The organism is Sphingobacterium tenebrionis, assembly GCF_037126265.1.
Classification (GTDB): Bacteria; Bacteroidota; Bacteroidia; order Sphingobacteriales; family Sphingobacteriaceae; genus Sphingobacterium; species Sphingobacterium tenebrionis.
The window spans coordinates 55,143-69,285 of record NZ_JAYLLN010000008.1 but is presented as its reverse complement, the minus strand read 5'-3'; the positions used below and the strand labels follow the sequence as shown (position 1 = coordinate 69,285).

At 41.9% G+C, this 14,143-nt stretch carries 16 protein-coding genes; 13 read left to right on the top strand and 3 right to left on the bottom strand.

Translation table 11 applies throughout. The annotated features are described in order from the left end of the window. Positions 1–11: 11 nt before the first annotated feature. The 8 genes from VJ786_RS05385 to VJ786_RS05350 all read left to right on the top strand — a co-directional run bounded on the left by VJ786_RS05385 (position 12) and on the right by VJ786_RS05350 (position 9,350). Complete coding sequence (locus tag VJ786_RS05385) at positions 12–1,211, top strand: FtsW/RodA/SpoVE family cell cycle protein (protein WP_099366957.1); 1,200 nt, start codon at positions 12–14, stop codon at positions 1,209–1,211. An 11-nt stretch (positions 1,212–1,222) separates the two neighbouring features. Then, complete coding sequence (gene murG / locus VJ786_RS05380; protein ID WP_134777030.1) at positions 1,223–2,323, top strand: undecaprenyldiphospho-muramoylpentapeptide beta-N-acetylglucosaminyltransferase; 1,101 nt, start codon at positions 1,223–1,225, stop codon at positions 2,321–2,323. A 4-nt stretch (positions 2,324–2,327) separates the two neighbouring features. After that, a complete protein-coding gene (murC, locus tag VJ786_RS05375) occupies positions 2,328–3,683 on the top strand; it encodes a UDP-N-acetylmuramate--L-alanine ligase (protein WP_134777029.1) in 1,356 nt (451 codons plus the stop codon). Further along, positions 3,673–4,512, top strand: a complete 840-nt coding sequence (locus VJ786_RS05370) for a cell division protein FtsQ/DivIB (protein WP_134777028.1) — start codon at positions 3,673–3,675, stop codon at positions 4,510–4,512. Before murC ends, VJ786_RS05370 begins: the two co-directional genes overlap by 11 nt. Before the next feature lie 56 nt (positions 4,513–4,568). After that, positions 4,569–5,954 carry a cell division protein FtsA gene (gene ftsA, locus VJ786_RS05365; protein ID WP_099366905.1) on the top strand — a complete coding sequence of 462 codons (1,386 nt, stop codon included), beginning with the start codon at positions 4,569–4,571 and terminating at the stop codon, positions 5,952–5,954. A 141-nt stretch (positions 5,955–6,095) separates the two neighbouring features. Further along, positions 6,096–7,820 carry a cell division protein FtsZ gene (gene ftsZ, locus VJ786_RS05360; protein ID WP_099366906.1) on the top strand — a complete coding sequence of 575 codons (1,725 nt, stop codon included), beginning with the start codon at positions 6,096–6,098 and terminating at the stop codon, positions 7,818–7,820. Between the two features lie 129 nt (positions 7,821–7,949). Next, on the top strand, positions 7,950–8,135 hold the full coding sequence (locus tag VJ786_RS05355) for a BF3379 family histone-like protein (RefSeq protein WP_099366907.1): 186 nt from the start codon (positions 7,950–7,952) through the stop codon (positions 8,133–8,135). A gap of 78 nt (positions 8,136–8,213) precedes the next feature. Then, positions 8,214–9,350 carry a sugar phosphate isomerase/epimerase family protein gene (locus tag VJ786_RS05350; RefSeq protein WP_134777027.1) on the top strand — a complete coding sequence of 379 codons (1,137 nt, stop codon included), beginning with the start codon at positions 8,214–8,216 and terminating at the stop codon, positions 9,348–9,350. 43 nt (positions 9,351–9,393) lie between these two features. Here the strand turns inward: VJ786_RS05350 and VJ786_RS05345 are convergent, their stop codons facing one another. Next, on the bottom strand, positions 9,394–10,038 hold the full coding sequence (locus tag VJ786_RS05345) for a response regulator (RefSeq protein ID WP_099366908.1): 645 nt from the start codon (positions 10,036–10,038) through the stop codon (positions 9,394–9,396). Positions 10,039–10,330: 292 nt separating this feature from the next. On the opposite strand from VJ786_RS05345, the gene mscL reads away from it, so the two are divergent. The 5 genes from mscL to tsaB all read left to right on the top strand — a co-directional run bounded on the left by mscL (position 10,331) and on the right by tsaB (position 12,474). Beyond that, entirely contained in the window at positions 10,331–10,738 is a 408-nt protein-coding gene (gene mscL / locus VJ786_RS05340; RefSeq protein WP_134777026.1) for a large-conductance mechanosensitive channel protein MscL, read from the top strand. A gap of 171 nt (positions 10,739–10,909) precedes the next feature. Next, on the top strand, positions 10,910–11,068 hold the full coding sequence (rpmH, locus tag VJ786_RS05335) for a 50S ribosomal protein L34 (RefSeq protein ID WP_075991291.1): 159 nt from the start codon (positions 10,910–10,912) through the stop codon (positions 11,066–11,068). A 60-nt stretch (positions 11,069–11,128) separates the two neighbouring features. Continuing rightward, positions 11,129–11,536, top strand: a complete 408-nt coding sequence (rnpA, locus tag VJ786_RS05330; protein WP_134777025.1) for a ribonuclease P protein component — start codon at positions 11,129–11,131, stop codon at positions 11,534–11,536. Next, on the top strand, positions 11,499–11,753 hold the full coding sequence (gene yidD / locus VJ786_RS05325) for a membrane protein insertion efficiency factor YidD (protein WP_134777024.1): 255 nt from the start codon (positions 11,499–11,501) through the stop codon (positions 11,751–11,753). Before rnpA ends, yidD begins: the two co-directional genes overlap by 38 nt. 7 nt (positions 11,754–11,760) lie before the next feature. After that, positions 11,761–12,474 (top strand): tRNA (adenosine(37)-N6)-threonylcarbamoyltransferase complex dimerization subunit type 1 TsaB, encoded by a 714-nt coding sequence (gene tsaB, locus VJ786_RS05320; RefSeq protein WP_134777023.1) that lies wholly within the window; start codon positions 11,761–11,763, stop codon positions 12,472–12,474. A 2-nt stretch (positions 12,475–12,476) separates the two neighbouring features. On the opposite strand, the gene VJ786_RS05315 is transcribed toward tsaB, so the two are convergent. Together VJ786_RS05315 and VJ786_RS05310 are read right to left on the bottom strand one after the other, a co-directional pair. Continuing rightward, positions 12,477–13,382: a magnesium transporter CorA family protein gene (locus VJ786_RS05315; protein WP_099366912.1), complete on the bottom strand. Its 906-nt coding sequence runs from the start codon at positions 13,380–13,382 to the stop codon at positions 12,477–12,479. Between the two features lie 117 nt (positions 13,383–13,499). Next, a complete protein-coding gene (locus tag VJ786_RS05310) occupies positions 13,500–14,108 on the bottom strand; it encodes an OmpH/Skp family outer membrane protein (RefSeq protein WP_134777022.1) in 609 nt (202 codons plus the stop codon). Positions 14,109–14,143: the final 35 nt, after the last annotated feature.

Genomic DNA, 14,143 nt, shown 5'->3' with positions numbered 1-14,143 from the left:
TAAGATTTATGATGGAACGCATTTTTTCAAAACTTAAAGGAGATAAATGGATCTGGATCATCGTGATCCTGTTATCCATTTGGTCGCTATTGGCTGTTTATAGCTCGGTAGGTCCTTTGGCATACAAAGAAGGAAAGGGTACGGAAATTTATTTGTTTAAGCACTTCTTTACAGTGGCCGCAGGTTTTGGTCTGATGTATCTATCCCATAAACTGGATTACCGCTATTATGCCGGTATTTCCAAATTATTGATGTTGATCACTATTCCATTGTTGTTATATACCTTATTATTCGGTAGTAAGGTCAATGATGCGAGCAGGTGGTTGACCATTCCGATCATCAACCAGACGTTCCAGACCTCGGATTTGGCGAAACTGGCCCTGATCACTTTTTTGGCAAGGATGTTATCCCGTAAGCAAGAGGAGATCAAAGATGTGAAGAAATCCTTTATTCCGATCATGGGTGCGGTTTGTGTAGTCTTTGTATTGATTGCCTTGGCCAACCTTTCAACCGCTTTGATGCTGTTTGGTGTGAGTGTGTTGTTGTTGATGATCGGTCGGATCAGTTTCAAGCAGATAGCCGTAGTATGTATGGGTGGTGCTGTGCTCTTGACCTTGGTCATGCTATTAGGACCACGTCGTGCAACCTATATCAGTCGAATACAAGGGTTCTTTCAAACGGAATCTGTACATGAAGGCAATACTTCTTTTCAGGATGATAAAAACTTCCAAGCGAATAATGCCAAGATTGCCATCGCAACAGGAGAGATGTTCGGAAAAGGCGTTGGTAACTCCGTTCAGCGGAATTCCTTACCACACCCTTATTCGGATTTTATTTTCGCGTTCATCATTGAAGAATATGGAACCGTTGGAGGCGCAGTACTCTTGTTCTTATACATAGCCTTGATGTACCGGATCATCCGGATTGTGACCATGAGTCCTCGGGCGTTCGGTGCTTTTCTGGCGGCAGGCCTAGGATTCAGTCTGACCATTCAAGCCTTGGCGAATATGGCGGTGGCCGTAGGTCTAGGACCGGTTACTGGGGTTCCTTTGCCATTGGTCAGTATGGGGGGTACTTCCATCTTGTTCACTTCGATCGCTTTGGGGATCATCTTGAGTGTGAGCCGAAATATTGAAGAGATCAAGAACAAGGAAGAATTGGAGCCCGCAAAGGTTAGGACACCAAAGAAAGTAGTAGTAGGTACAATTTAATAGCATAACAGATGGCGCATCGAATCATAATTAGTGGCGGAGGAACTGGGGGACATATTTTCCCGGCGATTGCCATCGCTAATGCGCTAAAAAATATAGCTCCGGATACCGAGATCCTTTTTGTAGGAGCAAATGGTAAGATGGAGATGGAGCGGGTTCCAGCAGCAGGATACGAAATCATCGGATTGGATATTGCTGGGATTAATAGACAATCGATGTTGAAAAACATCAGCCTTCCATTTAAGATGATCAAAAGTCTATGGAAAGCAAGGCAAGTTCTTAAAGATTTTAAAGCAGAGGCAGCTATCGGTGTTGGTGGCTATGCGTCGGGACCCTTGTTGATGATGGCCAATATGATGGGCCTTCCGACAGTGATCCAGGAGCAGAATTCATTTGCTGGGGTGACCAACAAAAAATTGGGAGCCAAGGCAAAACGCATCTGCGTGGCATACGAAGGGATGGATCGTTTCTTTCCTAAGGATAGGATCTTGTTGACAGGAAATCCGATCCGTAAGTCATCAGTGGCTATTGAGGGGAAAAAGGAGGAAGCCATGCATGCTTTCTTCTTGGATGCCAAGAAGAAAACCGTTTTGGTAACAGGGGGTAGTTTAGGCGCAAAGACGCTGAACGATTGCATCAAAGCAGGTATTCCTGCCTTCGTCGCACAGGATATTCAGGTGATCTGGCAATGTGGGAGCTACTATTATGAGAAGCTGCAAGCAGAATTTGGGGACTCCCTTCCGGAGAACATCAAATTGATGCCATTCCTGGAGCGCATGGATTATGCTTATGCAGCGGCGGATGTGATCGTGGCAAGAGCTGGTGCGGGGACCATATCTGAACTATGTGTGGTTGGTAAACCGGTTATCCTGGTTCCTTCGCCAAATGTTTCGGATGATCATCAGACCAAAAATGCTTTGGCCCTGGTGAACAAGGATGCGGCGGTGATGGTCAGGGATGCGCAAGCTGGTTCGGATTTGGTGGAAACCATCCTGAACCTATTGTTTGATCCTGAAAAGCAGGTCAAATTGAGCGAAGAGATCAAGAAATTGGCATTGGCGGATGCGGATGAAGTCATTGCAAAAGAAGTATTGGAATTAATAAAAAAATAAAGAAATGAATATCGACAAAATAAAAAGAGTTTACCTACTGGGCATCGGAGGAATCGGCATGAGCGGATTGGCTCGTTATTTTAGTCGTTTGGGATGCGAAGTGGCAGGGTATGACCGTACCTCTACCGAGTTGACCAGAACCTTGGAGGCAGAAGGATTAGATATCACGTATACCGATGATATCAATACCGTTCCGGCTGTTTTTAAGGAAGCGAATGAGGAGACGCTTTTGATCTATACCCCTGCTATTCCAAAGGATTTGGCGCTTAAAGCCTTCTTTATGGAGCAAGGTCATGAATTGTTCAAAAGATCTCAGGTATTAGGGTTTATTTCGGCAAGCCGGTTTACGATTGCCGTAGCTGGTACCCATGGGAAGACAACAACATCAACCATGGTTGCCCATATATTGAAAGATTCAGGTTATGATTGTTCAGCTTTCTTAGGCGGGATCAGTACCAACTACCAGAACAATGTATTGTTCGGTGATAATAATGTGGTTGTCGTGGAAGCCGATGAATACGATCGTTCTTTCTTGACTCTTCATCCGAATATTGCCATAGTTACTTCGGCGGATGCTGATCACTTGGATATCTATGGAGATCCTGAAGAATTGGTCACTTCCTTTAAACTATTCTTGGATAGGGTGGTGGAAGATGGCGATAAGATCGTGAAAAAAGGTTTGCCATTTTCAGGAAACATCACGTATGCCCGTGAGGAGAAATGTGATGCCTACGCAGAAAATGTACACGTGAGAGATGGGGAATTTTATTTTGATTACCATTCGGAGACTTTGATTTTAAAGGATGTGCACCTGGGTATCCCGGGATTACATAATGTAGAGAATGCCGTTGCTGCGATTACGGTAGCGAATCTGTTGGGTATCGAAGCGGATAAGATCCGTACGGCCTTATCGAATTTTGCAGGCGTTAAAAGACGTTTCGAATTTATCGTTAAGAATCCGTCACATATTTATATTGATGACTATGCGCATCATCCGGAGGAATTGAGGGCCTTTTTGACCTCGATGAAGAAGCTATATCCGAACAAGAAACTGACGGTGGTCTTCCAACCTCACCTGTTCACAAGAACACGTGATTTTGTAGATGGATTTGCGGAAGTTCTTGGGTTAGCCGATGAGTTGTTGTTAATGGAGATCTATCCGGCAAGGGAGCTGCCTATTGAAGGAGTGGATTCTTCTTGGTTATTGGACAAGATCAATCTGGAGAATAAAAGATTGGTAAGCCCAGAAGAGGTATTGGAAATCATTAAAGCAGAAAGCCCAGAATTAGTGGTTACTGTAGGAGCAGGCGATATTGATAAATTGGTTAAACCGATTAGCGAAGTATTACATGTTGGATAAAATAAGAAATATCAAATGGCGTCAGGTCGGCTACTTCTTCCTAAGCATTGTTGCGCTGGTAGGGGTGGGCATGTTGATGAGTCTGGTCAATAAAAAGGATCAGGTTCAGGTGTGCTCGGCCTTGAAAGTGATGGTCGAAGGAAAGGAGACTTTTATCGACCAGACGGATATTACTTCGATGATCCAGGAGAAATTCGGCCGTGTAGTGGGAAGACCATTGAACGAGATCCCTCTACAAAAGATCGAAACCGAGTTAAGGAGATCGCCATATGTGTCGGAAGCCGATGTACATATGGATATGGATGGAACCATGAAAGTACAGGTGATGCAACGGGAAGTTGTGCTACGCGTGATCAACCAGAATGGACAGGAATACTATGTGGATTCCAAGAATCAAAAGATTCCGGTAACCTTGAAGTATGTTCCGCATGTGATGGTTGCGAACGGGTTTATCGGCGAAGGCTATAAGAAATCCTTGGAACCGGTTCAGACAAAAGCTGTAAAGGATTTGATCAAAGTGGTGGAGCAAACGAAAAACGATGAATTATGGTCTAACCAGATTGTGCAGCTCTATGTGAACAATGAGCGGGATATCGAGATTGTGCCGCGTGTTGGAGACCAGCAGTTGGTAATAGGGAATGCCGATTCATTGAGTTATAAACTGGATAGGTTGACCAAGTTCTATACCCATATCCTTCCAAAAGTAGGTAATGATGCCTACAGTAAGGTGAATGTAAAGTATGGTGGTCAGATCATTTGTGAGCGAAAAGGAGAGTGGTTTATGGACAGCTTACAGATGAAAATAAATAAAGACAACTTAATGCGTTAAGCAGACAAACAAAGGAGAAAAAAAGGAATTATAATATACAGCATCAAACACAGCATATGAAACCTAGAATTACAGAAAATGAAAAAGAGAATCCAATCATTGTCGGATTGGATATCGGTACCACGAAGATCTGCGTAACGGTTGGTCGTCGTAGTGGTGCTAACAAGGTGGAATTATTGGGTGTAGGGAAAGCAGAATCTGCAGGAGTGAACCGTGGTGTCGTTGCCAACATCCAAAAAACGGTAACCAGCATCCGCGAAGCAGTGGCAGTGGCCGAAGGACAATCCAACGTTGACATCAAAGTGGTAAACGTAGGTATTGCCGGACAACACATCAAAAGTATTCAACACCGTGGTATCTTGACCAAGAACGACGATGATGAAATCGGACGGATCGACATCGAACGTTTGATTTCGGACATGTATAAATTGGTATTGCCTCCAGGAGAGGAGATCATCCATGTTTTACCACAGGAGTTCACCATCGACAATGAGCCTGGTATCAAAGAACCGATCGGTATGGCGGGAAGACGCGTAGAAGCAAACTTCCACATCATCTCGGGTCGTGTAACCGATATCAAGAACATCAAACGTTGTGTAGATAATTCTGACCTTGAGGTATCGGAACTGATCTTGGAACCATTGGCATCTTCAGAAGCTGTATTGGATGAAGAAGAAAAAACAGCTGGTGTGGTATTGGTGGATATCGGTGGAGGTACTACGGATGTAGCGATCTTCCATGAAGGTATCATCCGTCATACAGCGGTTATTCCTTTGGGAGGTAACATCGTAACGGAAGATATCCGTCAGGGATGTTCGGTATTACGTAATCAAGCGGAGCAATTGAAGGTTCGTTATGGTTCGGCTTTGGCAGATGAAAACAAGGATAACGAGGTGATCTGTGTACCTGGTATCCGTGGAAGAGAGCCAAAGGAGATTTCTGTTAAAAATTTAGCCTATATCATTCAGGCAAGAATGGAAGAGATCATCGAGCATGTATATTATGAAATCAAAGCTTCGGGCTATGAAGATAAATTGATCGCAGGTATTGTGATCACGGGTGGTGGTGCACAATTGAAACATTTGGTTCAGTTGGTGGAGTACATCACAGGTATCGATTGCCGTATCGGTTATCCGAACGAATACTTGGCAAAAACAGATATGTTGAACAAACAGGCATTCGATGAATTGAAGAGCCCATTGTATGCAACAGGTATCGGTTTATTGATCAAAGGTATTCAGTCTATCGAGGAAGAAGAGAAGCGCGACGAGGAGAGAACGACAAGAAAAACTCCGGTTGCAGGGAAAGAAAAATCCAAAGATGACGTTAAAGTTATAGCGGAAGGTCAAAGCAGAAAAGAAGGTTGGTTATCTCGTTTCTTAGGAGACTGGATCAAAGACGGGGCGGACATTGACGATGATACTTTCATTGGAAAAAAATAATTATCAACATCAGTATGTTTTTTCCACAATTTAACAAATGTGGATAACTATTGTTAATATATTGGTAATATTACATTAGAATTGTTGAGTCAAGTTGCGATAACGTAATAGATTGATGAAGAATTAAATAGGATAAATTATATGTCGATACAATTTGAAATGTTAAAGGAGAATTCATCAATTATCAAGGTAATTGGTGTAGGTGGAGGCGGCGGGAATGCTGTAAACCACATGTACAAGCAGGGAATTAGTGGTGTAGACTTCATCGTGTGTAACACGGATGCGCAAGCATTGGAGTTGAGTCCTATCCCGAACAAGGTACAATTAGGAGCAAGTTTAACGGAAGGAATGGGTGCTGGTGCCGATCCTGATGTGGGTGAGAACTCGGCTATCGAGAGTATTGAGGATATCAAACGTATGTTGGGTACCAATACGAAGATGCTTTTCATCACAGCAGGTATGGGTGGTGGAACCGGTACTGGAGCAAGTCCAGTATTGGCGAAAGCAGCAAAGGAATTGGGGATATTGACCGTTGCTATTGTGACTACTCCCTTTACTTTCGAAGGTAAGCGTCGTCGTATGCAAGCTGAAGATGGCTTGGAAGAACTACGTAAATACGTGGATTCCTATTTAGTGATTTCGAACGATCGCTTACGTGAGATCTTCGGAAACCTAACAATGACTGCTGCCTTTGCAAAAGCAGATGATATCTTAACGACTGCTGCAAAGGGTATTGCTGAAATTATTACTATTCCGGGTTATGTGAACGTCGATTTCAAGGATGTTCGTACCGTAATGAATGATAGCGGTGTTGCTATCATGGGTAATGCTGTGGCAAAAGGAGAACAACGCGCATTAGATGCTGTAACTGGCGCATTGGCCTCTCCATTATTAAAAGACAATGAAATTGAAGGTGCTCGTTACATCCTATTGAACATTACTTCCGGTACACGTGAGGTAACCATGGATGAGGTAGCTATCGTAACAGATTATATCCAAGAGAAGGCTGGTCTTTCGGCTGATCTGATCTGGGGTAACTGTATCGATGAGGACTACGACGAGGAGCTTTCTGTAACCATAATCGCGACTGGTTTTCAAACTGCGGAAGAGCGCGTGAAAGAAAAAGAGAAAGAGAAGATCGCTATTCCCTTAACACCCGAAGTTCAAACTTCGGCTTTCGTAAAACCAGTAGCAACCAATCAGTTTGTTGAGCGTACTGCACAGGAGCCATCGGCTTTTGTAAAGACTACACAACCGGCGGAGCCAACTGCTCCTCAAGGTCCACAAGCTGATCTGTTTTCCAATAAAGTAGCATCTGCTTCACAAGCAAATGCAGTGGAGAACAAAGAACCAAATTTGATTCGTCATACCTTGGAGCTTGAAGATAGTAATGATGTTGAAGAGGTAGAAGAAGATCCAAATCCACACGGGTTTGAATTGAAAACTTCACCATCGATCTTCGAATTCAAATTGCCAACGGTATTCGATGCGTATAAAACCAACGAAGAACCGGAGGAAGTTGCTCCACAGGCGCAAGCACCAATTCAGTCGCCATTGCAGGCAGAACCTCAGCCAAAAGCTGAAGTTGAACTGGAAGAGGCGATCAAAGAAGAGTCCAATTTTGAGGATCAATTGATGAAAACGAAAGAAAGAATCCTTCGTTTGAAAGAATTGAGCATGAAATTGAAGTCTTCGAACGGTCTTCAGGAATTGGAGAATGAGCCAGCATACAAGAGAAAACAAAAGACCTTGGATGATGTGCCACATTCTTCCCAATCACAAGTGAGCCGCTTTACCTTGTCGTTTGATGATGGTGAAACGGAGATCAGACCGAACAATTCGTTCTTGCACGACAATGTAGATTAATCTTATCCTATTTAATACTAAAGGGTGGTCTGTGAAGACCACCTTTTTTGTTTTTAGTTTTGTTTTTTGAAAAAAGATGTTAATTTAGAGGTAGTTACTAAAAAATTATCTCAATTAAATCTAACAATTATGGCAAGTATTGATAAATTCAAAGAACTTAAATCAGTTATCGATGGATTGGAAAATGATGCTGAAAAATTCTATTCAAAAGCAAATAGCGCTGCTGGAACACGCGTGAGAAAAGGTTTGCAGGATGTGAAAACATTGGCTCAATCTTTACGTTTAGGTATTCAGGATCTGAAAAACAAGAAATAGAAACCTGAGAAAACCTTGTTACAGTTTAAGCCCTATCAATGGGCTTTTTTTATGCGCAAATACTATTATATTTACAATATGAATAAACTTCAAAATCCTATCTGGCTGATGAGCTCGGCCTATGATCAATTGACTCAAGATGAATTGTTGGATGCGGCAAACGCGGCGGGTGCACAAGGGATAGATCTTTGTGTTTTCCGTAGGGATGGTGCCAGACAGGACCATACCGCGACCCATTTGGATTATGAATCCTTTGGACCGGAACAGGCTAAGGCATTGTTGGATAAATTCAATGCCAAAGGATTACGCTTGTCCTTAGGCGCCTTTGAGAATATGATAGGAGGCGAGGAAGACCAACGTGTAAAAAATCAGAACCATTTGTTGGCCTTGATCCGGATCGCGCATTTGTTGGGTGGTGATGAGAACGATGTGAAGGTAGGGACCTTTGTGGGGTATAACCATGAATTGGGTAATCAGATCGATGGATTCCAACGGAATCTGGAGGAATATAAAAAGGTTTTTGAACCGATCGTAAAATATGCGGAAGGTTTGGGCGTGACGATCGTCTATGAGAATTGCCCGATGGAGGGCTGGAGATCTTCCCGCTATAGCAGTACCTTTAATAATTTACCAGGAGTCCTAGCTGCCCGCAAATTGATGTATGCGATGATCCCTAGTGCTGCCCATGGCGAGATCTACGATCCTTCCCATGATATTTGGCAGAATACCGATCCGGTGGATGTCATTGATGAAATGGACATCAACAGGTTGAAACGTATCCATGTGAAAACAACACGTATGAACTACGGAAAAGCCTATACCGAATGGGGCGGAATGTATCCGATGCAATATGTATCGCCAGAATTGGCAGAATTGGCTGGGGTCAGTATCCCGCAGCATGATTGGGATAGACATCATTATACCGCTATGCTGCCTGGATTTGGTGGTACAGATCATATGGACTGGAATGCATTTGTAGAGATATTGCACGAGAGAGGCTTTTCTGGGCCGTTTGAGATCGAGAACGAGGCTAAGAACTCCAAAGATACCCATAATATGGGAGCGATCAACCAAGGGGCTAAAAACACGGTCAATTACCTTGCGCCTTTATTATGGAGCCTGGAGGATAATGGCTATACTTATACCGAACAACGTCCATTAAAGGGAATTGATAGAAAAGATATTCCGCTTCAAACAATGGATAGTTTGAAATAATACCAAAATTTTATTGTATAAAAGAAAAGGAATAACCAAGCGGTTATTCCTTTTCTGTATTCATTTTGAACAGGGAAATCAAATCGGGAATATTGGTTACCCCTAATTTTTCAAATATTCTGCTCTTATAGGTACTTACAGTAGAGGAACTCAGGTTCAATCGGTTGGAAACTTCAATGATTCCCAAACCTTCGATCAAGTGTCTGGCCACATCCATTTCCCGGTTCGATAATTTGAACAATGGGTTCAAGCTATCGACCTTTGATTTGCTGGTGGTCAACTTCTGCACATAGAGATCTTTAATGGCATCCGACATATATCTTCCTCTTTCGAAGATGCTGTTAATGGCATTGGTGAACTCAGTCATGCTGGTCGTTTTGTTCACATATCCTGCCGCTCCAGCTTCAATATACCTTAATGCATAGAGGCTCTCATCATAGGATGAGAACACCAGGATCTTCAAATCGGGCTGGATTTCCAATATCTCTTTAATGACCTTGATGTTATTTCCTCCGGGCATATTGATGTCCAAGAGCAATAAGTCGTACCTGTTATTTTTTAGCTCCCCAAAAACTTCATCATAGGTCTGGGCCTGGGTGATTTCAACAGCCTTAATGGTCTCCTTGATGGCGGTTGAAACACCTAGTCTTACTATGATGTGGTCGTCGGCAATTAAAATTTTCTTCATATTTACACGATCACTAACCGAGATTTCTGCTTTTTTGACTGTGTGATTTATCAATAGGCAGGGTTTATTTATTATTTATAGTAGTTAATTTATTTCTTCAAATATAAGATATTCGTGACAATTCACTTCACCTTAATTTTTTTTTGTTAAATGTAGTTCGTAGCCTACTAAATATAGACAAATATTTTCGGAATTATTTTATTATATCATTCTAAACCGTTTTTTTTGTCGATTATTTGTTTTAAATTTCAAATAGCAAATAAATTTTTCACAGTTAAGACTATTGAATAAAATGGGATTTTTAAAAGAGTTTAAAGAATTTGCCATGCGTGGCAGTGTCATCGATCTAGCGGTCGGTGTGGTTATTGGTGGTGCATTCGGTAAGATTGTAACATCTTTAGTGGATGATATCATCATGCCTCCGATCGGTTTTATCACAGGTGGAGTAGATTTCTCCAAGATGAAATATGTGATCAGCGAAGCGAATGAAGCTGCTGGTACCACAGAAGTAGCGATCAACTACGGTAACTTCATCAACGTGCTGATCCAGTTCTTGATCATTGCCTTCTGTATTTTCATCGTGATCAAAGGATTGAATTCATTGAAACGCGAAAAACCAGCTGAAGAAGCAGCTCCAGCTCCTCCAACAAAAGAAGAAGTTTTGTTGACAGAGATTCGCGATTTATTAAGAAATAAATAAGCCATTTCTGCGCTCAGAAAGCAAATTATGCAGGTGATCATGCCTAATTAATTTGCTTTTTTTTATTTATTATATCCTGAGTGTTGCGGAATTGTGAAATAAACTTTATTTTTGCATTCCTCTTTTGAGGGATAAATTGATTAAAAGTATAAAAACAAGCATAAAAGCGTCATGAAGAGAACATTTCAACCTTCGCAAAGAAAAAGAAGAAATAAACACGGATTCAGAGAGCGTATGAGCTCTGCAAATGGTAGAAGAGTATTAGCTTCTCGTAGAGCTAAAGGAAGAAAACGCCTTACAGTTTCTGACGAATACCGTCACAAAGGTTAATCCAAACATCGCCGGTGATACGTCGACCGAGCTAATTTAGCCGGCTCAATGCACATCGAGATGAAAAAATATACATTTACAAAAGAAGAACGATTATGTAGCAAAAGGTGGATCGACCATCTTTTCGATAATGGTTCTTCTTTTATTGTATATCCTTTCCGGATGGTCTATGCCCAGGCTCCTTCCGAACTCCCATACCCTGTACAAACCATCATTTCAGTTTCCAAGCGTAAGTTTAAGAAAGCGGTCGACCGCAATTATTTCAAGCGTCGGATGCGCGAAGCCTATCGTTTGGAAAAGCATAATCTTTACGATTTTTTGACTGAACATTCCCTACATTTGCTCTTGACCATACAATACGTGGGCAAAGAAGATCTGCCATTTGCCGAAATGCAGGCAAAAATGAAGCAAATGCTCTTAAAATTGAAAAATGAAATTGCTAAATCTGATCTGGGAGAAGGGAATTAAGCTTCCCATCAAATGGGTATTCCTTTTTATTATTAGGTTTTACCAGTTGTTCATATCGCCCTTTTTAGGTGCAAGTTGTCGGTATTCGCCAACCTGCTCCCAATATGGGAAGGAAGCCATCCTGAAATATGGCCCTTTCAAAGGCGGATGGATGACGGTAAAACGGATCGCTCGTTGTAATCCATGGGGTGGTCATGGTCATGATCCTGTTCCATAATTCTACTATGTCAAACTGCTATATCCTTTCCATTGAAACTGCAACACAGGTATGTTCGGTTTCCCTATCCAATAACGGTCGTTTAGTTGATTCCGTGTTCAGCAATGAACCCAATATGCATGCAACGGCATTGACGGTCTTTATCCAAGAGCTTTTGGATAAGACGGGGCTGACGTTTCAGGACCTGGCAGCAATATCTGTGAGCATGGGGCCGGGCTCTTATACCGGGTTGCGAATAGGGGTTTCTGCGGCAAAAGGATTGTGCTATGCAATGGATATCCCTTTGATCGGAATTAATAGCTTAGAAGCGATGTTAGGTGGGTATCTGATGAATCATGAGCATGTAGGGGAGAAGCTGATGCTATGTCCAATGATTGATGCACGGAGATTGGAAGTCTACACAGCATTTTTTGATGCTGATGGAACAACTTTAACGGAAACCCATGCCCTGATCGTGGATGAACAAACCTTTGATGCGTATTTGAAGGAAGGTTTCAAGGTCGTTTTATTTGGAGCTGGTGCAGATAAGTTCAAGGAGATGTTTGCCTCCAAAGAGGGGGTGACTATAGTAGAGGGCTTTGAATCCCATGCCTCTCAGCAAGGAAAGCAGGCCTATGATAAATTCAAACAACAGCAATTTGAGGATGTTGCTTATTTTGAACCGTATTACCTGAAGGATTTTGTGGTGACCAAGTCTAAAAAGAACCTACTTTCCTCTTAATCTTATAACCATCGTTTTCTTTTGAACCAGATATAGATCAGGGCAGAAAGCGCCATCATTACCCCAATAATGATCGGGTATCCATAGTACCATTCCAGTTCAGGCATGTATTTGAAATTCATGCCATAAACCCCTACGATAAACGTTAAAGGCATAAAAAATACGGAGATGATGGTCAGCGTACGCATGATCTCATTGGTATGGTTGGATTCGATGTTGAAATAGATGGACAGCAATTGTGCCGTGTTCTCACTGATATTGCGGTAAAGGGTATTCGTTCTGGAATAGATATCCCTTAAGTCTTGCGTATAGATGTTCTGGTACTCGGGCATATGGAAATAGTCCACGATATCCTTGTACAGGGTCAGAATGATCCGGATCAAGTCAACCTGTCTTTTCAAATAGTACACCTTTCGAAGGAAAGGTTTTCTGCGGCTATGCAGGAAAACAATCTCTTCATAATTATCCAGTTTCTCGGAAAGATCGGAAATGATCAAGGTTTCGAATGATTTTAGCGAAGAAGAAACCAGGGTATTCACCAGGCTTTTGCTGGATTTCAGTTTTTTATTGGTCTTATCCAGATCGATCAATTCGGAAAGGAAATTGATTTCATTCCGATGTACCGTGATGACAAAGTCCTGCCCGTAGAATAAGGAAATTCGATTGGTGATATCCGTTAAGGTATCGGAACTTTCCGGAAAACTCTCTGCAATATTCCTAAGGATGAGGAAATGGTATTCCTCAAATTCTTCAATTTTTGGCAAATGGCCGATTTCCAGGCAATCTTTGATGGAAGCATCCTTAATGTTGTACCTTTCTTTGAGATCTGTGAAATCATCGATAGAAGGGTTGAAGATGTCGAACCAGTCGAAACCATTGTCTTCCTTGCTGAGAATCTGTTTTACCATAGTAGCGTAATAATTACCGAAAATTAGGGAGATTTAAGGATATATCAAAAAAATGGCAGCCTGTATTTTCAGACTGCCATTTTTATATCTTAATGAAGAATTACCTCCTCCTGTGTATTATTTCTTTGAAGGAGTTTTATCCGCATATTCTTTGTTCAAAGCGTCGATCACTTCTTTGGTGATATCCATCTTTGGATCAGCATAAAGAACGGCAGGGTTGGTTTTTGAATAAGTCAATACCAATTTGTACCCTTTATCTTCAGCATGTTTCTGAAGGTATTCTGTTACTGCAGTATAAACTTTGGAGAATTCTGTCTGCTCTTCTTGACCAATGGATTGACCAGCATTCTGCTCCATACGTTGAAGGTCGCCTTGCAAACGAACCAAACGCTCTTCAGTTGCCTGGCGTTCCGTTGCGCTCATGCCTTGACCTTTTTGTTGGTATTCTGCTACTTCTCTTTGGTAAGCTTGTCCTTTTGCCTGGAAATCAGCTTGCGCTTTTTTGAATTTCGCTTCTAATCTAGCGCGTACATCTTTGTAGTACGTGTATTTTTCAGATAAAGAATCTGAATTTACATAAACGATCTTCTCTTCTTGGGCAGTGGTTGGGGTTGTTGTTGCTGCTGTAGTGGAAGCAGTAGTGTTATCTTTTTTTGCTTCTTGGTTACAGGAAACGATTGCTGCAGTGGCAACAAGACCTAAGGTCAATTTTACTAATTTATTCATTCTTTTCTTGTATTTCGATTTTCTGAAGAACAAAC

Coding starts and splice junctions, on each gene's coding strand:
- yidD (WP_134777024.1), top strand. CDS start 11,499: ATGAAATTGCTAAATCTGATCTGGGAGAAGGGAATTAAGCTTCCCATC.
- rnpA (WP_134777025.1), top strand. CDS start 11,129: ATGAAAAAATATACATTTACAAAAGAAGAACGATTATGTAGCAAAAGG.
- murC (WP_134777029.1), top strand. CDS start 2,328: ATGAATATCGACAAAATAAAAAGAGTTTACCTACTGGGCATCGGAGGA.
- murG (WP_134777030.1), top strand. CDS start 1,223: ATGGCGCATCGAATCATAATTAGTGGCGGAGGAACTGGGGGACATATT.
- VJ786_RS05355 (WP_099366907.1), top strand. CDS start 7,950: ATGGCAAGTATTGATAAATTCAAAGAACTTAAATCAGTTATCGATGGA.
- VJ786_RS05310 (WP_134777022.1), bottom strand. CDS start 14,108: ATGAATAAATTAGTAAAATTGACCTTAGGTCTTGTTGCCACTGCAGCA.
- VJ786_RS05385 (WP_099366957.1), top strand. CDS start 12: ATGGAACGCATTTTTTCAAAACTTAAAGGAGATAAATGGATCTGGATC.
- VJ786_RS05370 (WP_134777028.1), top strand. CDS start 3,673: ATGTTGGATAAAATAAGAAATATCAAATGGCGTCAGGTCGGCTACTTC.
- rpmH (WP_075991291.1), top strand. CDS start 10,910: ATGAAGAGAACATTTCAACCTTCGCAAAGAAAAAGAAGAAATAAACAC.
- tsaB (WP_134777023.1), top strand. CDS start 11,761: ATGTCAAACTGCTATATCCTTTCCATTGAAACTGCAACACAGGTATGT.
- VJ786_RS05345 (WP_099366908.1), bottom strand. CDS start 10,038: ATGAAGAAAATTTTAATTGCCGACGACCACATCATAGTAAGACTAGGT.
- VJ786_RS05315 (WP_099366912.1), bottom strand. CDS start 13,382: ATGGTAAAACAGATTCTCAGCAAGGAAGACAATGGTTTCGACTGGTTC.
- ftsZ (WP_099366906.1), top strand. CDS start 6,096: ATGTCGATACAATTTGAAATGTTAAAGGAGAATTCATCAATTATCAAG.
- mscL (WP_134777026.1), top strand. CDS start 10,331: ATGGGATTTTTAAAAGAGTTTAAAGAATTTGCCATGCGTGGCAGTGTC.
- VJ786_RS05350 (WP_134777027.1), top strand. CDS start 8,214: ATGAATAAACTTCAAAATCCTATCTGGCTGATGAGCTCGGCCTATGAT.
- ftsA (WP_099366905.1), top strand. CDS start 4,569: ATGAAACCTAGAATTACAGAAAATGAAAAAGAGAATCCAATCATTGTC.